The organism is Streptomyces sp. CBMA291, assembly GCF_014596525.1.
In the GTDB taxonomy this organism is placed as follows: Bacteria; Actinomycetota; Actinomycetes; order Streptomycetales; family Streptomycetaceae; genus Streptomyces.
On record NZ_MSJP01000098.1, the window covers coordinates 96,863 to 115,825 of the forward strand.

Annotated in this window: 15 protein-coding genes; 12 read left to right on the top strand and 3 right to left on the bottom strand. The window is 72.6% G+C overall.

The features are described from left to right. Positions 1-32: 32 nt before the first annotated feature. The 7 genes from BU197_RS23975 (at position 33) to BU197_RS24005 (ending at position 7,298) form a co-directional block, all read left to right on the top strand. Positions 33-1,184, top strand: coding sequence for an ABC transporter ATP-binding protein (locus BU197_RS23975; RefSeq protein ID WP_188270373.1), 1,152 nt, complete (start codon positions 33-35; stop codon positions 1,182-1,184). After that, complete coding sequence (locus BU197_RS23980; protein WP_188270374.1) at positions 1,181-2,113, top strand: ABC transporter permease; 933 nt, start codon at positions 1,181-1,183, stop codon at positions 2,111-2,113. The genes BU197_RS23975 and BU197_RS23980 overlap by 4 nt, the downstream gene beginning before the upstream one ends. Further along, entirely contained in the window at positions 2,113-2,907 is a 795-nt protein-coding gene (locus BU197_RS23985; protein ID WP_188270375.1) for an ABC transporter permease, read from the top strand. Before BU197_RS23980 ends, BU197_RS23985 begins: the two co-directional genes overlap by 1 nt. A gap of 37 nt (positions 2,908-2,944) precedes the next feature. Next, the gene (locus BU197_RS23990; RefSeq protein ID WP_188270376.1) at positions 2,945-4,363 is read left to right on the top strand and encodes an NAD(P)/FAD-dependent oxidoreductase; all 1,419 of its coding nucleotides are present in this window, start codon (positions 2,945-2,947) and stop codon (positions 4,361-4,363) included. Between the two features lie 112 nt (positions 4,364-4,475). Continuing rightward, positions 4,476-4,946 carry a hypothetical protein gene (locus BU197_RS23995; protein ID WP_188270377.1) on the top strand — a complete coding sequence of 157 codons (471 nt, stop codon included), beginning with the start codon at positions 4,476-4,478 and terminating at the stop codon, positions 4,944-4,946. Between the two features lie 151 nt (positions 4,947-5,097). Beyond that, on the top strand, positions 5,098-5,427 hold the full coding sequence (locus tag BU197_RS24000) for a hypothetical protein (protein ID WP_188270378.1): 330 nt from the start codon (positions 5,098-5,100) through the stop codon (positions 5,425-5,427). Between the two features lie 68 nt (positions 5,428-5,495). Next, on the top strand, positions 5,496-7,298 hold the full coding sequence (locus tag BU197_RS24005) for a chitinase (protein ID WP_411158526.1): 1,803 nt from the start codon (positions 5,496-5,498) through the stop codon (positions 7,296-7,298). On the opposite strand, the gene BU197_RS24010 is transcribed toward BU197_RS24005, so the two are convergent. Both BU197_RS24010 and gabT read right to left on the bottom strand, forming a co-directional pair. Continuing rightward, entirely contained in the window at positions 7,234-7,764 is a 531-nt protein-coding gene (locus tag BU197_RS24010) for a phosphatase PAP2 family protein (protein WP_317452331.1), read from the bottom strand. The two genes, BU197_RS24005 and BU197_RS24010, sit on opposite strands and share 65 nt — an antisense overlap. A 407-nt stretch (positions 7,765-8,171) precedes the next feature. Further along, entirely contained in the window at positions 8,172-9,506 is a 1,335-nt protein-coding gene (gene gabT, locus BU197_RS24015; protein ID WP_188270380.1) for a 4-aminobutyrate--2-oxoglutarate transaminase, read from the bottom strand. A gap of 244 nt (positions 9,507-9,750) precedes the next feature. Between gabT and BU197_RS24020 the strand changes: the two genes are divergently transcribed. Both BU197_RS24020 and BU197_RS24025 read left to right on the top strand, forming a co-directional pair. Further along, a complete protein-coding gene (locus BU197_RS24020; RefSeq protein WP_188270381.1) occupies positions 9,751-12,225 on the top strand; it encodes an ATP/GTP-binding protein in 2,475 nt (824 codons plus the stop codon). 209 nt (positions 12,226-12,434) lie between these two features. Next, positions 12,435-13,988 (top strand): PucR family transcriptional regulator, encoded by a 1,554-nt coding sequence (locus BU197_RS24025; protein WP_188270382.1) that lies wholly within the window; start codon positions 12,435-12,437, stop codon positions 13,986-13,988. A 67-nt stretch (positions 13,989-14,055) separates the two neighbouring features. On the opposite strand, the gene BU197_RS24030 is transcribed toward BU197_RS24025, so the two are convergent. Then, on the bottom strand, positions 14,056-14,277 hold the full coding sequence (locus tag BU197_RS24030; RefSeq protein ID WP_188270383.1) for a hypothetical protein: 222 nt from the start codon (positions 14,275-14,277) through the stop codon (positions 14,056-14,058). 262 nt (positions 14,278-14,539) lie between these two features. On the opposite strand from BU197_RS24030, the gene BU197_RS24035 reads away from it, so the two are divergent. The 3 genes from BU197_RS24035 to aroA all read left to right on the top strand — a co-directional run bounded on the left by BU197_RS24035 (position 14,540) and on the right by aroA (position 18,930). Continuing rightward, complete coding sequence (locus BU197_RS24035) at positions 14,540-15,604, top strand: EamA family transporter (RefSeq protein ID WP_188270384.1); 1,065 nt, start codon at positions 14,540-14,542, stop codon at positions 15,602-15,604. A 246-nt stretch (positions 15,605-15,850) separates the two neighbouring features. Further along, entirely contained in the window at positions 15,851-17,296 is a 1,446-nt protein-coding gene (locus tag BU197_RS24040; RefSeq protein WP_188270385.1) for an aldehyde dehydrogenase family protein, read from the top strand. Between the two features lie 398 nt (positions 17,297-17,694). Continuing rightward, the gene (aroA, locus tag BU197_RS24045) at positions 17,695-18,930 is read left to right on the top strand and encodes a 3-phosphoshikimate 1-carboxyvinyltransferase (RefSeq protein ID WP_188270386.1); all 1,236 of its coding nucleotides are present in this window, start codon (positions 17,695-17,697) and stop codon (positions 18,928-18,930) included. Positions 18,931-18,963: the final 33 nt, after the last annotated feature.

Sequence of the window (18,963 nt, forward strand, 5' to 3'; positions counted from 1 at the left end):
TCCACCTCTCTCACTCCCTGGGACCACACCCCATGACTGACACCACCACCGGCGGCGACGTCCGTCTCACCGGGATCGGCAAGACGTACGGCTCCTTCACCGCCGTCCACCCGCTCGACCTGACCATCCCGCAGGGCTCCTTCTTCGCCCTCCTCGGCGCCTCCGGCTGCGGCAAGACCACCACCCTGCGGATGATCGCCGGTCTGGAGGAGCCCAGCACCGGCACCGTCTTCCTCGGCGACCGGGACGTCACCGACCTCCCGCCCTACAAGCGGCCGGTCAACACCGTCTTCCAGTCCTACGCGCTCTTCCCGCACATGGACATCTCCGAGAACATCGCCTTCGGACTGCGCCGCAGGGGCGTCAAGTCCGTCCGCAAGCAGGTCGACGACATGCTGGAGCTCGTCCAGCTCGGCGACAAGGCCCGCCACAAGCCGCACCAGCTCTCCGGCGGCCAGCAGCAGCGCGTCGCCGTGGCCCGCGCGCTCATCAACCACCCGCAGGTCCTCCTCCTCGACGAGCCGCTCGGCGCCCTCGACCTCAAGCTGCGCCGCCAGATGCAGCTGGAGCTGAAGCGCATCCAGACCGAGGTCGGCATCACCTTCGTGCACGTCACCCACGACCAGGAGGAGGCCATGACCATGGCCGACCAGGTCGCGGTGATGAACGGCGGCCGGGTCGAGCAGCTCGGCGCCCCCGCCGACCTCTACGAGAACCCGCGGACCACCTTCGTCGCCAACTTCCTCGGCACCTCCAACCTCATCGAGGCCGAGGTCCTGGAGAGCGGCGGCGCCGACGTCCTGGTCACGGCGGGCGGCGGCAGGCTCCGGGTGCCCGGCGACCGCTGTACGAGCGCCGTCCGGCAGGGCGGCAAGGTGCTCATGGGCGTCCGCCCCGAGAAGATCTCGCTCACGCACGCCGACGACGCCGACGCGATAGCCGACGGCCGCAACCGGGTCACCGGCCGGATCGCCGACTCCTCCTTCATCGGCGTCTCCACCCAGTACGTGGTGGACGGCCCCGCGGGCACCGGACTCCAGGTCTACGAGCAGAACATCGAGCGCGACACCCGGCTCGTCCCGGGCGCCGAGGTCGTCCTGCACTGGAACCCGGCGCACACCTTCGGGCTCGACGCCTCCCAGGCCATCGACGCGGGCGTGGAGACGGTGGAGGACGCCGGATGAGCACCGCCACCCTCCCGAAGGAGGCCGTGGAGCCGACCGGGGAGCCCGCCCCGCGCAAGCCCTCCACCCGCAAGCGGCTCGTCCCCTACTGGCTGCTGCTGCCCGGCATCGTCTGGCTGCTCGTCTTCTTCGCGCTGCCGCTGGTCTACCAGGCCTCCACCTCGGTCCAGACCGGCTCCCTCGAACAGGGCTTCGAGGTCACCTGGCACTTCCGGACCTACTGGGACGCCTTCCACGAGTACTGGCCGCAGTTCGTCCGCTCCCTGCTCTACGCGGGCACCGCGACCCTGCTCTGCCTGCTGCTCGGCTACCCGCTGGCGTACCTCATCGCCTTCAAGGCGGGACGCTGGCGCAATCTCGTCCTCGTCCTCGTCATCGCCCCCTTCTTCACCAGCTTCCTCATCCGGACGCTGGCCTGGAAGACGATCCTGGCCGACGACAGTCTCGTCGTGGACACCCTCAACGCCCTGCACGTCCTCGACGTCACCAGCTGGCTCGGCTTCACCGAGGGCGACCGGGTGCTCGCCACCCCGATGGCCGTCGTCTGCGGTCTCACGTACAACTTCCTGCCCTTCATGATCCTGCCCCTCTACACCTCCCTGGAGCGGATCGACGGACGGCTGCACGAGGCGGCGCAGGACCTGTACGCCTCCCCGGCGACCACCTTCCGCAAGGTGACCTTCCCGCTGTCGATGCCCGGCGTCGTCTCCGGCACCCTGCTCACCTTCATCCCCGCGAGCGGCGACTACGTCAACGCGGAACTGCTCGGCTCCACCGACACCAAGATGATCGGAAGCGTCATCCAGTCGCAGTTCCTGCGGGTCCTCGACTATCCGACGGCCGCCGCGCTCTCCTTCATCCTCATGGCGATCGTGCTGGTCATGGTCACCGTCTACATCCGCCGGGCGGGAACGGAGGACCTGGTCTGATGCGTTGGATCCGGCGCAACCTCGTCGTCATCGCGGGCCTGCTCACGCTCGCCTACATGATCCTGCCGAACCTGGTGGTGATGGCGTTCTCCTTCAACAAGCCGAAGGGACGCTTCAACTACTCCTGGCAGGAGTTCTCCCTGGACGCCTGGAAGGACCCCTGCGGCGTCGCCGACATGTGCGAGTCGCTCTCCCTCTCGCTCCAGCTCGCCGCCTGGGCCACCCTCGGCGCCGTCGTCCTCGGCACGATGATCGCCTTCGCGCTCGTCCGCTACCGCTTCCGGGCACGCGGCGCGGTCAGCTCGCTGATCTTCCTGCCGATGGCGATGCCCGAGGTCGTCATGGCCGCCTCCATGCTGACGCTCTTCCTCAACATGGGCATCCAGCTCGGCTTCTGGACGATCCTCATCGCCCATGTCACCTTCTGCCTGTCGTTCGTCGTCACGGCGGTCAAGGCCAGGGTCATGTCCATGGACCCGCGCCTGGAGGAAGCCGCGGGCGACCTCTACGCGAGCCCCGCGCAGACCTTCCTGCGGGTGACCCTGCCGATCGTCGCGCCCGGCATCGCCGCCGGCGGCATGCTCGCCTTCGCGCTCTCCTTCGACGACTTCATCATCACCAACTTCAACGCGGGCTCCACCGTGACCTTCCCCATGTTCGTCTGGGGCTCGGCACAGCGCGGAACCCCCGTTCAGATCAACGTCATCGGCACCGCGATGTTCGCCCTCGCGGTACTGATGGTCGTAGCCGGGCAAGTCATGACGAACCGGCGCAAGAAATCAGCAACGGCCTGAGCGGAAAGCAGCCCAGGCACCGAAGGAGTTGGAAACCATGGCCCCCGAAGCCATGCGTCTCGCCGCACGATCTCTCTCCGACGCCCAGCCCGTCCCCTTCTGGCTGGAAGACCCCGGCAAGCCCGGCGCCCTGCCCGCCCTCACCGGCACCGAGAAGTGCGACCTCCTCGTGGTCGGCGGCGGCTACAGCGGACTGTGGACCGCGCTCCTCGCCAAGGAGCGCGACCCCTCCCGTGACGTCGTGCTGATCGAGGGCCGCGAGGTGGGCTGGGCCGCCTCGGGCCGCAACGGAGGCTTCTGCGCCGCCTCCCTCACCCATGGCTTCGGCAACGGGCTCGCCCGCTGGCCGGACGAGCTGGCGAAGCTGGAGGAGCTGGGCGGACGCAACCTCGACGCCATCGAGGAGGCGGTCGCCCGCTACTCCCTTGACTGCGACTTCGAGCGCACCGGCGAGATCGACGTGGCCACCGAGCCCCACCAGGTCGAGGAACTCCACGAGATGTACGAGGAGATCGAGCGGCTCGGCCTCGCCGACGGACTCGAACTCCTCGACGAAGGCGCCCTGCGCGCCGAGGTCGACTCCCCGACCTTCCTCGGCGGACTCTGGGACCGCACCGGCGTCGCCATGCTGAACCCCGCCAAGCTGGCCTGGGGCCTCAAGCGCGCCTGCCTCGACCTGGGCGTGCGGATCTTCGAGAACACCCCGGGCCTCGAACTGGTCGCGGTCGGCGCGGGCATGGGCGTCCGCACCCCCTACGGGCGGGTCCTCGCCCAGCGGGTCGCGCTCGGCACCAACGTCTTCCCCTCGCTCGTCAAGCGCGTCCGCCCGTACACCGTCCCGGTCTACGACTACGCCCTGATGACCGAACCGCTCACCCCCGGGCAGCTGGCCTCCATCGGCTGGCGCAACCGGCAGGGGCTCGGCGACTCGGCCAACCAGTTCCACTACTTCCGGATCACCGCCGACCAGCGCATCCTGTGGGGCGGCTACGACGCGATCTACCCGTTCGGCGGCAAGGTCAGCGCCGAGATGGACCACCGCCCCGAGACCTACCTCAAGCTCGCCGAACACTTCTTCCGCTGCTTCCCGCAGCTGGAAGGGATCCGTTTCAGCCATGCCTGGGGCGGCGCCATCGACACCTGCTCCCGCTTCTCCGCCTTCTTCGGCACGGCGTACCGGGGCAAGGTGGCGTACGCGGCGGGGTTCACCGGGCTCGGCGTCGGCGCCACCCGCTTCGGCGGGGACGTGATGCTCGACCTGCTGGCGGGGGAGCGCACCGAGCGCACCGGCCTTGAGATGGTCCGCTCCAAGCCGCTGCCGTTCCCGCCCGAGCCGATCGCCTGGGCCGGCATCGGCATCACCAAGTGGTCCCTCGCGCGCGCCGACGAACGCGGCGGACGGCGCAACCTCTGGCTGAAGGCGATGGACCGGGTGGGCCTCGGATTCGACAGCTGAACGATAAGTGACCCACATCACAACTGGCGAGTAGCCGAAGCCGCGTAAGGGAAGCCCCCGCGCCCGCTCTCTCCGTACGGACAACGTGTCCACACGGAAGGAGAACCACGCGATGACTGGTACGGGGGCCCCGGGCGCCAAGCGCGCCGCGGAGTGGCTGGCTTCGGTCGCACCCGACCCGGACGCCTGCCGGTGGGAATGGGAGCGCAGCCCGCACAGGGTCGCGCTGCTGCCCGCCGGCCGGCGCTGGGACGTGCTCATCCTGCCGGGGGAACTGGGCGGGCCCACCCTCGACGTCCTCACCCGTCTGGTCGGCAGGCCGGGTCCGGTCCTCGCCGACTTCGGCGACGCCCGGATCGGCTTCTTCGTGCCACCGGGCACCGCCACCGGCTGGCTCGGCACCGGTGTCCGGGGCGCGGGCACCGGGACCTGGATCGCCATCCCGCACCCCGGCCGGGTGGGCGGCGGAGTCCGCTGGCTGGTCCCCCCGGACGGCACGGGCCTGCTCACCGACGCCGTCCTCCTGGAACGGGCGATGCACGAGGCGGCGGGGCGCATCGGACGCGGGGGAGGCGAGGGGTAGGGGCGGGGTAGGGACGGGACGGCTCGGGGCGGGGTAGGGGCGGGACGGCTCGGGGCCGGGCCGGGCCTTGGCGTTCTGAGGGCACGGCAGACCGGGCCCCGGTCGCCGTGCCGGTGGCCGGGCCCCGGTCCGAGAGCGGGAGGTCCGTTCGGTGAGCGACACCCCGCAGTCCCGCGGTGAGTCGGCGGCGGCGGTTCTCGACGAGGTCGGAGCACGGTACGAGGAGGTGTTCGCCGACGTCCCCGGGCAGCTCGCGGCCCTGGAATGGCTCATCGGACGGCTCGCGCCCGGCGCCACCTTCGAACAGGCCGACGTGCGGACCTTCCGGCCCCCGGCCGGTGGATACGACGCGGTGTGCTCCATCGGCCGGGCCCCGGGGGCGGCGCGGCGGGCCATGATCGGGCGAGGGGCGGGCCGGGCGCTCCGTACGGTGGGCGGACCGGTCCGTCCGCCGTGCGGACGTCGGAGTCAGAGGTCTTGACCACTCGATTGGTCTGGACCATGCTGTGGCGCACCCGACCCCCGATTCCCCCACATCCGGAGGCAGTTGTGGACCGCGCAAGACCCCTCACCCTGCTCCTCGCGGGCGCCCTCGCCGTCGGCGGGCTCGCCGCGCTCACCCCCGCGGCCCAGGCCGCCGACGCCGAACTGGCCCGCAACGGCGGCTTCGAGGCCGGTCTCGACGGCTGGAGCTGCTCGGGCGGCAGCGGCACCGCCGTCTCCACCCCCGTCCACAGCGGTACGAAGGCGCTCCAGGCCACCCCCGCCGGTGCCGACAACGCCCGCTGCTCGCAGACCGTCACGGTCAAGCCGAGTTCCTCGTACACGCTCAGCGGCTGGGTGCGCGGCAGCTACGTCTACCTCGGCGCCTCCGGCACCGGCACCACCGACGTCTCCACCTGGACGGGCTCCGCCCCCGACTGGCAGAAGCTCAGCACCACCTTCACCACGGGCCCCTCCACCACCTCGGTCACCATCTACACCCACGGCTGGTACGGCACCCCCGCCTACCAGGCCGACGACCTCTCCCTGTTCGGCCCCGGCGGCGACCCGGTCCAGCTCCCGGCCGCCCCCACGGGCCTCGCGGCCGGCTCCCCGACCTCCACCAGCGTGCCGCTCACCTGGACGGCGGTCTCCGGGGCCACCTCGTACAACGTCTACCAGGGCGCGACCAAGGTCCAGACGGTCACCGGCACCTCCGCCAACGTCACCGGCCTCACCGCCTCCACCGCGTACACCTTCCAGGTCAGCGCCGTGAACAGCGCGGGCGAGTCGCCGAAGTCGGGCGGCGTGACCGCGACCACGACCAGCGGCGGGGGCGGCGGCAACACCGACCTGCCCGCGCACGCCCTCGTCGGCTACCTCCACGCCAGCTTCGCCAACGGCTCCGGCTACACCCGGATGGCCGACGTCCCCGCCTCCTGGGACATCATCAACCTGGCCTTCGGCGAGCCGACCTCGGTGACCTCGGGTGACATCCGCTTCAAGCTCTGCCCCGTGACGGAGTGCCCCACCGTCGAGTCGGAGGCCGACTTCAAGGCCGCGATCAAGGCCAAGCAGGCCGCGGGCAAGAAGGTCCTCATCTCCATCGGCGGCCAGAACGGACAGGTCCAGCTCTCCACCACCGCCGCCCGCGACACCTTCGTCAGCTCCGTCTCGAAGATCATCGACGAGTACGGCCTCGACGGCCTCGACATCGACTTCGAGGGCCACTCGCTGTCGCTCCAGACCGGTGACACCGACTTCCGCAACCCGACCAGCCCGGTCATCGTCAACCTGATCCAGGCGGTCAAGACCCTCAAGGCCAAGTACGGACAGAAGTTCGTCCTCACCATGGCCCCCGAGACCTTCTTCGTCCAGCTCGGCTACCAGTACTACGGCTCCGGCCCCTGGGGCGGCCAGGACCCGCGCGCCGGCGCCTACCTGCCGGTCATCCACGCCCTGCGCGACGACCTGACGCTGCTCCACGTCCAGGACTACAACTCGGGCTCCATCATGGGCCTGGACAACCAGTACCACTCGATGGGCGGCGCGGACTTCCACATCGCCATGACCGACATGCTGCTCACCGGCTTCCCGGTCGCGGGCAACGCCGACCGCTTCTTCCCGGCCCTGCGCGCCGACCAGGTCGCGATCGGCCTCCCCGCCTCCACCCAGGCGGGCAACGGCCACACCGCCCCGGCCGAGGTCAACAAGGTCCTCGACTGCCTCACCAAGAAGACCAACTGCGGCTCGTACCAGACCCACGGCACCTGGCCCGCCCTGCGCGGTCTGATGACCTGGTCGATCAACTGGGACCGCTACAACCAGTGGCAGTTCTCGAACAACTTCTCCGCGTACAAGTGGAGCTGACCCCCAGCACCAGCAGGCTCAGACAGAGACTGGCCAGCACGTCCAGCGGCCAGTGGTAGCCCCTCAGGACCAGCCCGGTTCCCGTCACCGCCGTCAGTACGGCGGCGACGGGAACCAGCCGTTTCGAGACCAGGAAGGCCGCGCCGAAGTACGCCACGGCGGCCGTCGCCGTATGACCCGACGGGAAGTAGCCGTGGTTCCAGGGGTCCAGCGGGCCGGGGCGGGCCGTCCACGCCTTCAGGGGGACCACCAGGAGCGGGACGGCGCCCATCGCGAGACCCGCGTACAGCGCGGCGAGCCGACGGCCGCGCCACACCGCGTACGCCATCGCGCAGCCGAGCACGGGCAGGGCGACGCTCATGGAACCGAGGTCGGAGGCCAGCTCGGAGAGGGGCCGGGGAACCGTGTCCACCAGGGCCCCGGAAAGGCGTTCGTCGAGCCGGACCAGCGGGCCGTGGACGAGCACCTGCCAGGTCGTGACGGCGAGGACGAGCAGCGCAGAGAAGATGGCCGGCCGCCCTGGAACAGGGGGGGTGGTTCCAGGGCGGCCGAGGGGACCGGGCCGCCGCTCGCCCCGGGGGGTGTGGGGCGAGCGGCCATCCGATCGGTGAGGAGGTCCGGGGCACGGGGCCCCGGTGGTGTGCGCGGCGGCACGGTGTGGGCGGGGCTGGGGAGGCTCCGCCCGGGGTGTTTCTCTCATCCGCAGAAACCGTACGGCAGAGAAGAGGGGACCGACAGCGGGAAACGCGTCCCGCCATCGGCCCCCCACACACTCTTCACCTCTTCACACGGCCCGCCGACCCGGTGGGCCGTGTGAGCCGGTGGGCCGCAGATCCGCAGATCCGTGGCCCCGCGGCCCCGCGGACTCGTGGATCAGATCGAGGCCAGCTCGGTCTCGATGATGTCGAGGCCCTCGTTCAGCAGGTCCTCGCCGATGACCAGCGGCGGCAGGAAACGCAGCACGTTGCCGTACGTGCCACAGGTCAGGACGAGCAGACCCGCCGCGTGGCAGGCCTTCGCCAGGGCGGCGGCACCGGCCGCGTGCGGCTCCTTGGTCGCCGGGTCCTTCACCAGTTCGATGGCGATCATGGCGCCGCGACCGCGGATGTCGCCGATGACCGGGAACTTCTCCTGCATGGTGACGAGGCGGGCCTTCATGACCTCCTCGATGCGGCGGGCCTTGCCGTTGAGGTCCTGCTCCTTCATCGTCTCGATGGCGCCGAGCGCGGCGGCGCAGGCCACCGGGTTGCCGCCGTAGGTGCCGCCCAGACCGCCGCCGTGGACGGAGTCCATGATCTCGGCGCGACCCGTCACGGCGGCGAGCGGCAGGCCGCCCGCGATGCCCTTGGCGGTGGTGATCAGGTCCGGGACGATGCCCTCGTCCTCGCACGCGAACCACTGGCCGGTGCGGCAGAAGCCCGACTGGATCTCGTCCGCGACGAAGACGATGCCGTTGTCGTTGGCGAACTTCACGATCGCCGGGAGGAAGCCCTTCGAGGGCTCGATGAAGCCACCCTCGCCGAGGACCGGCTCGATGATGATCGCGGCGACGTTCTCGGCGCCGATCTGCTTGGTGATCTGGTCGATCGCCTGGGCGGCGGCCTCCTGGCCGGCGTTCTCGGCACCGGTCGGCCAGCGGTAGCCGTAGGCCACCGGCACGCGGTACACCTCGGGCGCGAACGGACCGAAGCCCTGCTTGTACGGCATGTTCTTCGCCGTCAGCGCCATCGTCAGGTTCGTCCGGCCGTGGTAGCCGTGGTCGAAGACGACGACCGCCGGGCGCTTGGTGTACGAACGGGCCACCTTCACCGCGTTCTCGACGGCCTCGGCGCCCGAGTTGAACAGCGCGGACTTCTTGGCGTGGTCGCCCGGCGTCAGCTCGGCCAGCGCCTCGCAGACCTCCACGTAACCCTCGTACGGCGTCACCATGAAACAGGTGTGCGTGAAGTCCTGGAGCTGCGCGGCGGCCCGGCGCACCACGGCCTCCGCGGAGGCGCCGACCGAGGTCACGGCGATGCCGGAACCGAAGTCGATCAGACGGTTGCCGTCGACGTCCTCGATGATGCCCCCACCGGCCCGCTTGGTGAACACGGGAAGCGTGGAACCGACGCCACCGGCGACCGTGTCGAGACGGCGAGCCTGAAGCTCCTGCGACTTCGGACCGGGGATGGCGGTGACGACGCGCCGCTCCTGCGGGACAGCGTTCATGCGGGGCTCCTGGGGATGATCTGGACGCACTTGCGGGTTTCCTCCGCAGGCTAGGCGCGGGGGAGACGCCTGGGCATGCGCCGATAGGGAGTGGTCGTGGGCGTGTCGTTATCCGAGATGGACATGGCGGTTCCGTTTCCACCCCCGCCCCCCACCCCCGCGAAACCCCTCCGCGGACCCCCGGGCCCACTAGATTGACGCTGGCACAGACGCGGCGACCTGGCTGGTCAGGGGGCAGGGGTACATGGAGAACGACGGCAGGTACGAGTCGGGTGGGAGTCGGGGGGAGGGGGGTGGGGTGCCGCCGATCGGCGGACCACAGGGCGGCCCCGCACGGGACGGCCGGATTCCGGCCGGACCTCCGGCGGACACCACAGCGCCCATGGACATCCCCCCGGCCCGAGTCCGGCCCGTGCCCCCACCGCCCTCCGCCCCGCCCGCTTACGGCCGGACCGCACCGCCGAGGCCCCCACAGCCCCCCGGCGCGCCCCCGGCCGTCGTCGAGTGGCTGGACGCCCCGCGACCCGAGGCGGGCCTCGGCATCTGGCGGTTCCGCCACGTCCCGCCACCGGCCGCGGCGCCCGTCCGGCTCGCCCCCGTCACCGTCATCGGCATGCTCGTCCCGCTCGCGGTCGGCCTGCTCATCTGGTCGGCCTTCCGACGCGGCACCCTCCCCTACATGTGGGCGGTGCTCAAGACCCTCACCCCGGGGGACTGGTGGTACAGCCTCGGCACCACCCCCCGTGACTGGCACGGGCAGGCGGCGCACGAGGTCTTCGCCGGAGCCTTCTTCGTCGGGCTCGTCTGCGCCGTCGCCGCCGTCGGCTCCTGGGGCCGCATCGTCCGCTTCTACCTCGACCGCTTCCGGCCGCCCGGCCGGGCGGCGCTCACCGGCGCTGGGGCCCTGATCGCCCTGATGTTCGTCTGGCCGGAGGCCTTCGGACTGGGCTGGGACCCACTGCCCATCGCCACCCCCGCGCTCTCCCTCGTGGCCCTCGTCGCCGGCAGCTACACCGCCCTCGGCTCGCCCTTCCTCGTCTACCCGGTCTACGCGCTCGTCACGGCGCTCGTCCTGCGGCCCTTCGCCCGGGTCGGTGGCTGGCTCCCCCTCCTCCGCGCCCGCCGGGCCACCACCGCACCGGTCCCCGCAGCCGCGCCCGAGACCGCACGCTCCCGCTGGCCGGAGCTGCGCGAGGCAGGCGCCCATCAGGCCGCCGAGGTGCTCACCGCGGAACTGGCCGCCGGACGCATGAGCGATGCCGACTGCGCCCGGATCCACCGCGCCTGGCGGGACCCCGCCCGCCGTGCCACCGTCGCCGACCTGATCCTCAAGGAGGGCGCCGCCGCGGACGCCCACCCCTCCGGCGCCCGCGATCTGCCGGGCCGCCGGGCCACCCACGACCTGCTCCTCGGCCAGGTCCGCGTCGGCCGGTACGCACCCGCCGAGCGCACCCCGGACGCCTACCACGGCGCCGGTCTCGCCCTCGACCCCGGCCTCCTCGGCACCTCCCTCCTCGCGGTGGGCCCCTCCGGCGCGGGCAAGACCCGGCACCTCGTCGCACCCGTCGTCGAGACGCTCGCCCTGCAGGCGCTCACCGGCTCCTGCGCCGTCGTCGCCGTCGGCCCGGCGGGATCACCGCTCGGCCCCGACGCCTCGTACGACGTCGTCGTCCGCCTCGGCGACCCCTCCTCCCGCTACGACCTGGACCTCTACGCCGGGGCCACCGACCCCGACGAGGCCGCCGACTTCCTCGCCGAGGGACTCGTCGGCGACATGGAAGGAGTGGAGACCCGGCGCGCCGCCACCGTGCTCGCCCAGCTCATCGGCCCCTACCGGGTCGCCTACGGACGCTTCCCGACCGTCCCGGTCCTGCGGGAACTGCTCGAAGCCCGCCCCGAGACCCTCCAGGCGCTGCTCGGCCTGCTGCCCGAGGACGGCGCCCCGGCCATGCGGCGAGAGCTGGACTCCCGTATCCGCCAGGTCGGCACCGCGACCGACGTCGGCCCCGTCCTCGCCGACCGGCTCGCCGCCCTCGACCGCCCGGTCTTCGCCGACTTCTTCGGCGGCGGACGCGACGCACGGCCCTTCTCGCTGCGGGCCGTCGCCCAGCACCCGATGCGCGTCCGGATCGCCCTGCCCGAGGGCGGTCACGAGGAGGCCGCCCGGCTGCTCAACCGGCTGCTGCTCGCCCAGTTCCAGTCCGTCACCCGCGACCGGCCGGGCCGGAGCCACTTCGTCTGCCTGGTGCTCGACGAGGCCGCGGGCGCCCTGACGGCAGGAACCCTCCGAAGCCTCCAGCGGCTCCGCCCGCAGAACGCTGGCGCCGTCCTGGCACTCCGTACCCTCGCCGAAGTGCCCGAGGCACTGCACGGCCCGCTGCTCGCCGTCGTCGGCTGCCGGATGGCCTTCGCAGGACTTCCCACCTGGGACGGGCGGGCCTTCGCCGAGGCCTGGGGCACCGAACGGGTGGAGACCAAGGAGGTCGCCCACCACACCGTCTTCGCCGACCAGCCGATGACCCGTGCCCTCCACGCCCTCCGGAAACTCGTCACCGGCAAAGCCGTCACCACCGAAGCCGTCACCGTGCGGGAAGTCGAGCGGCAGCGGTGGTCCGCTTCCGATCTCGCGCATGCCGTGCCGCCGGGGCACGCCGTGCTCTCGCTCACCCATGTGCGGGGGGAGCACGTGCCCCCGCTGCTCGTGGAGTTGAACGGCTGAGGCGAGAACCCCGCCCGCCCGGCCGAGCCGGGACACCATGCGGCCCGCCCGCCCGGCCGGGCCGCGTCCCTCCGCGACCCGCCCGCCCGGCCGAGCCGTGCCCCCCGCCCGGCCCGCTCGGCTGAGCGGGTGCCCCCGTGTGCTGGCACAATCGGGGGCGTCGCTCGGTTGAGCGGTGCCCCCTCGCTCAAAGGTCCGTCGGTCCGCACATGCCGCCCACCCTCGCCTCGCTCGTCCAGCACTCCTCGCTCAAACTCGTCGTCCGTGCCGGTGAGGACCGTCTCGACACCCCCGTCCGCTGGGCCCACGTCAGCGAGCTGGCCGACCCCGTCCCGTACATGGAGGGCGGCGAACTCCTCCTCACCACCGCGCTCACCCTCGACGCCGAGGACCTGGCGTCCATGCGCCGCTACGTACGCCGGCTGCTCGGCGCCGGAGTCGTCGGGCTCGGTTTCGCCGTGGGCGTCAACTACGAGGAGATCCCGCCCGCGCTCCTCGCCGCCGCCCGCGAGGAGCACCTGCCGCTCCTCGAAGTGCCCCGCCGCACCCCCTTCCTCGCCATCAGCAAGGCCGTCTCCGCCGCCATCTCCGCCGACCAGTACCGGGCCGTCACCGCCGGTTTCGAAGTCCAGCGCGAGCTGACCAGAGCCGCCCTCGCCGAGGGGCCCGACGCCGTCGTCGCCCGGCTCGCCGCCCACGTCGACGGCTGGGCCGCGCTCTACGACACCTCCGGCTCCGTCGTCGCCGTCTCGCCCGACTGGGCGGCCCGCCGCGCCGCCCGCCTCACCCCCGACGTGGAACGCCTCCGCGCCCGCCCGGCCCCCGCGAGCGCCGTCGTCGGCGGCACCGACGACCGCGTCGAACTCCAGTCCCTCGGCACCGGCCGACGCGTCCGGGGCGCCCTCGCCGTCGGCACGGCCGCCCCCCTCGGCACGGCCGAGCGGTACGCCGTGCACTCGGCCATCGCCCTTCTCACCCTCACCACCGAACGCTCGCGTTCCCTCCAGGCGGCCGAACAGCGCCTCGGCGCCGCGATCCTGCGCCTGTTGCTCGAAGGCCAGGCGGACCACGCCCGCACGGTCGCCGGCGGGGTGTACGGCGGACTCCTCGACGCCCCCTTCCGCCTCCTCGTCGCCGAACCCGCGGGCTCCGAACCCGCCGGGGAACCCGCGCTCCCGCTGCTCGCCGAGGACCTGGAAGCCGCCGCCGCCCGCGCCGGAGAGGCCGTCCTCACCGTCGCCGAGAGCGAACACCGGCTCGTCGTCCTCGCCGGGGACGACGGCGCGGTCGTCACCGCCTGCGGGGGATACGCCGCCCGGGAGGCCGAGGAGGCCGGAATCGTCGTCGGCCTGTCCGCGCCCACCGCGCCCGCCCTGACGGCAGCCGCGTACAAACAGGCCGAACAGGCGCTCTCGGTCGCCCGGCGACGCGGGCGCGCGCTCGTCGAGCACGAGGACCTGGCGGCCGGTTCGGTCCTTCCGCTCCTCGCCGACGACGCCGTCCGCGCCTTCGCCGACGGCATGCTCCGCGCCCTCCGGGACCACGACGCCACCGGCCGGGGCGATCTGGTCGCCTCCCTGCGCGCCTGGCTCTCCCGGCACGGCCAGTGGGACGCGGCGGCGGCCGACCTCGGCGTCCACCGGCACACCCTCCGCTACCGGATGCGGCGGGTGGAGGAGATCCTCGGCCGCTCGCTCGACGATCCGGACGTACGGATGGAGCTGTGGCTGGCGTTGAAGGCCACGGAGGAGGGGGCGAAGTAGCCCCCGTGGCCCGTTTTCGCCCCCCTGGGTCCCCTTTTTCGCCCGCCTCCGCTCCCCTCCCCGTGTCTCAGCAGCCGTCGTTGCCGCAGCCCATCGTCCCGACGTCATTCCCGTTCCGGCTGTTCGACCGGCCGTTCGCGCGTGCTCCCGCGCGCACCAGTTCCCCGGCGGTCAGCGTCACGGCGGCCACCGCGCGGGCCCCCTTCGGTCCGCCCCGCGCGGCCCACACCACGCAGACGCAGCCCACCGCGGCGAGTGCGACGACACCGATCAGAGCGGTAAGGACCATGGGAGTCTCCTCGGGCCCGGCTGAGCGAGCGGGTCTGTCCGGCTCTGTGGCCGTACGGTCTTCAGGCCGCCGACGGGAACGTCCGGGCCTCTGCGGGCAGGGGCGGGAATCGAACGCACGGCCCCCGTAGGCAGGAGGACGGCGCACGGCCCTCACGGGTTCCGCCGGGCGTGGAAAACCGTCCCCCGGCCACCGAATCGCCCCTCGCCCGCCCCGGGGAAATCCCCTTGGCCGCCCCACCCCGCCTCCCTAGGCTCTGTTCATGACAAGCCCTGCCGTGGATCCGGCCCCCGAGCCACCCCGGGCCAGCGCCTTATCCCGTACCCCCACCGCTCCCATCGCCCCCATCGCCCCCGCTGCCGCTACCGATCCCACTGGTCCCATCGATCCCACTGGTCTCGCCGACCCCTCCGATCCCTCCGCTCCCACCGGCCCCGTCCGCCGGATCACCGGCGCCGTGTGGATCGCGCTCGGCATCGTCTACGTCCTGTGGGGATCGACGTATCTCGCCATCCGGCTCGTCGTCGAGACGCTGCCGCCCTTCCTCTCCGCAGGGGCCCGCTACGTCACCGCCGGACTGCTGCTCCTCGGGCTCGTCGCCTGGCGCCGGGGGCCGGGCGCCGTCAAGGTCACCCGGCGGCAGCTCGGTTCGGCGTTCCTCGTCGGTCTGCTCCTGCTCCTCGGCGGCGGCGGGCTCGTCGTCCTCGCCTCGACGTCGCTGCCCTCCGGGCTCGTCGCCCTGCTGATCTCGGTCGTTCCCGCCTGGGTCGTGCTCCTCAAGGCCGCCGCGGGGCGGCGGCCCGGCGCGGGAGGGCTCGCGGGCGTGCTCCTGGGGCTCGGCGGGCTCGCCGTGCTCAGCCTGCCGGGGCTGACCGGCGAGGTGAAGGCGACCGGCATCGTCCTCGTCCTGCTCGCGGCCCTGTTCTGGTCGCTCGGCTCGTTCTCCTCGGCGTATCTCCCGATGCCCGCCGACCCGTTCACGGCGAGCGCGTACGAGATGATCGCGGGCGGTCTCGGCAGCCTGGTGCTCGGTCTGGCCAAGGGGGAGCGGCACGGGCTCGACCTCGCCTCGGTCTCCGGGCGTTCCTGGGCCGGGCTCGGCTATCTGGTGGTCTTCGGCTCCCTGATCGGGTTCACCGCGTACGCCTGGCTCCTCCAGCGCGCGCCGCTCTCGCTGGTCGCCACCTACGCGTACGTGAACCCCGTCGTCGCCGTCGCCCTCGGCGCCCTCTTCCTGCGCGAGGCCCTGACCTGGCCGCTTCTCCTGGGCGGCGTGATCGTCGTCGGCGGAGTCGGGCTGATCGTCTCGACGGAGCGGCGCGGCTGAGGGGCGGCGCGCGAGGCCCACCCGGGCCTGGCACCCACCCCAACCCGGCACCCACCCGGGCCCGGCGCCCACCCGGCCCGGCCGGTCCGCGCGGTCCGCGCCGGTCCGGCCGAAAGTCGTTCGGCCAATTCGGACAGAGCTTCGCCCCCACCACTCCACAGCGGACAAGCCCATGCCCGCCGTCCCGGCCCTAACGTGTCACGAGAGCGCTCGCTCACTCCCCGAAACGGAAAGGGCCGGGACCCCATGACGACCACCCACGCCTTCTGGCTCGCCGGCCGCGAGGCCACCGGCGAGGCCGCCTTCGACGTCACGAACTCGTACGACGGACGTCTGGTCGGCAAGGTCAGCGTGCCCACCGAGGCCCAGGTCGAGGAGGCCGTGGCCGCCGCGCACGCCGTCGTCGACGAGTTCGCCGCCACCCCGGCGCACATCCGCACCGCCGCCCTCGACCACGTGGCGAAGCGGCTCGCCGAGCGCACCGAGGAGATCGCCCAGATCATCTCCGGCGAGAACGGCAAGCCCATCAAGTGGGCCCGCGGCGAGGTCGGCCGGGCCGTCTCCGTCTTCCGTTTCGCCGCCGAGGAGGCCCGCCGCTGGAACGCGGGCGAGGCCCAGCGTCTGGACACCGAGGCCGGTGGCGCGGGCCGCCTCGCCCTCACCCGCCGTATCCCGCAGGGCGTCGTCCTCGGCATCGCGCCGTTCAACTTCCCGCTGAACCTGGCCGCCCACAAGGTCGCCCCGGCCATCGCCGTCGGCGCCCCGATCATCCTCAAGCCGGCCCCGGCCACCCCGATCTCCTCCCTGATCCTGGGCGAGATCCTGGCCGAGACCGACCTGCCGGCCGGTTCCTGGTCCGTCCTGACCGTGCCGAACGACCGGATGCCCGCCCTCGTCCAGGACGAGCGCCTCCCCGTCATCTCCTTCACCGGCTCCGACAAGGTCGGCTACGCCATCCAGCAGTCGGTGCCGCACAAGCACTGCACCCTGGAGCTGGGCGGCAACGCCGCCGCCATCGTCCTGGGCGACTGGTCCTCCGAGGCCGACCTCGACTGGGCCGCCACCCGCATGGCCACCTTCTCCAACTACCAGGGCGGCCAGTCCTGCATCTCGGTGCAGCGCGTGATCGCCGACGCGAGCGTCTACGACCGGCTGGTGCCGAAGATCGTCGCCGCCGTCGAGTCCCAGGTCACCGGCGACCCGGCCGCCGAGACCACCGACGTCGGCCCGCTCGTCGACGAGGCCGCCGCCCGCCGTGTCGAGTCCTGGGTGGACGAGGCCGTCGCGGCCGGCGCCACCCTCCTCACCGGCGGCAAGCGCGAGGGCGCGACCTACGCCCCGACCGTCCTCACCGACCTCCCGGCGGACGTCACCCTGGCCCGCTCCGAGGTCTTCGGCCCGGTCCTGACGATCGCCAAGGTCGACGGCGAGGCCGAGGCCTTCGCGATGGCCAACGACTCCGACTTCGGTCTCCAGGCCGGTGTCTTCACCCACGACCTCCAGACCGCCTTCCGCGCCCACCGCGCCCTGGAGGTCGGCGGCGTGATCGTCGGCGACGTCCCCTCGTACCGCGCCGACCAGATGCCGTACGGCGGCGTCAAGCGTTCCGGCGTGGGCCGTGAGGGCGTCAAGTACGCCATGGACGACTACACCTACGAGCGCGTCCTCGTCCTGACGGGCCTCGCCCTCTAGGAACGGCGGCGGCCGACGGGCGCCCCCTCGGGGCGCCCCACCAGACCAGGCGGTCCGGACCCACTGTGCGGGGGCCCGGACCGCCTCGCCGTTTCACCGGGACCCCCCCCGGCCTCCTCCGTACGCCGGGACCAGCTCGCCTCTTCCGTACGCCGGACCTCCTCGCCTCCCTCGTACGCCGGGACCCCTCGCCCATCCCGTACGCACCCATGCCCGCCCCTCCGGAGGAACCGGGCCCGTCCCGTACGCCCCCAAGCCCTCGCCCGCCCCATACGCGCCCGAGCCCGCCCCCCCCCCGGAAGATTCCGGCCACCCACCCCATCGGTCCCGGTCGGGCGTGTGGTCCGGCATGCGGAACAGCGGGTCCTCCGGTGGCCCCGCGCGGCAGGATGAGGGGTGTGACCGTCATAGACATCCCCGGCTCCAAGTCCGTCACCGCCCGCGCGCTCTTCCTCGCCGCCGCGGCCGAGGGCACCACCACCCTTCTGCGGCCCCTCGTCTCCGACGACACCGAGGGCTTCGCCGAAGGGCTCGCCGCCCTCGGCTACACCGTCCGCCGCGAGCCCGGCGCCTGGCACATCGAGGGCCGCCCCGCGGGACCCGGCGCGCAGACCGCCGAGGTCTACTGCCGCGACGGCGCCACCACCGCCCGCTTCCTGCCCACCCTCGTCGCCGCCGGGCACGGCACCTACCGTTTCGACGCCTCCGCCCAGATGCGGCGGCGCCCCCTCGGCCCGCTCACCGAGGCCCTGCGCACCCTCGGCGTCGACCTGCGCCACGGCGGACAGGAGGGCCACCACCCGCTCGACGTGCACGCCCGGGGGGTGGACGGCGGCGCGCTCACCCTCGACGCCGGGCAGTCCTCCCAGTACCTGACGGCCCTCCTGATGCTGGGCCCGCTCACCGCCAAGGGCCTCGACATCACCGTCACCGACCTGGTCTCGGAGCCGTACGTCGAGATCACCCTGGCCATGATGCGGAGCTTCGGCGCCGACGTCGTCCGGGAGGGCCGCACCTACCGGGTCGCCCCCACCGGCTACCGCGCCCTGACCTACGGGATCGAGCCCGACGCCTCCACCGCCAGCTACTTCTTCGCCGCCGCCGCCCTCCAGCCGGGCCGCTCCGTCACCGTCCCCGGGCTCGGCACCGGCGCCCTCCAGGGCGACCTCGCCTTCGTCGACGTACTGCGCCGGATGGGCGCCGAGGTCGAGACCACCGCCGAGGGCACCACCGTCCGCTCCACCGGCACCCTGCGCGGACTCACGGTCAACATGCGGGACATCTCCGACACCATGCCGACCCTGGCCGCGATCGCGCCCTTCGCCGAAGGACCGGTCCGCATCGAGGACGTCGCCAACACCCGGGTCAAGGAGTGCGACCGGCTCGACGCCTGCGCCGAGAACCTGCGCCGCCTCGGCATCACCGTCCACACCGGGCCCGACTGGATCGAGATCCACCCCGGCACGCCGACGGGACCGGCCGAGATCGCCACCCACGGCGACCACCGGATCGTGATGTCCTTCGCGGTCACCGGGCTGCGCACCCCCGGCGTCACCTTCGACGACCCCGGCTGTGTGAAGAAGACGTTCCCCGACTTCCACCAGGCGTTCGAGGAGTTCTCCCGGACCCCGTGAAGAGCGCACAGTGTTTGGGGCAAGAATGGGGGG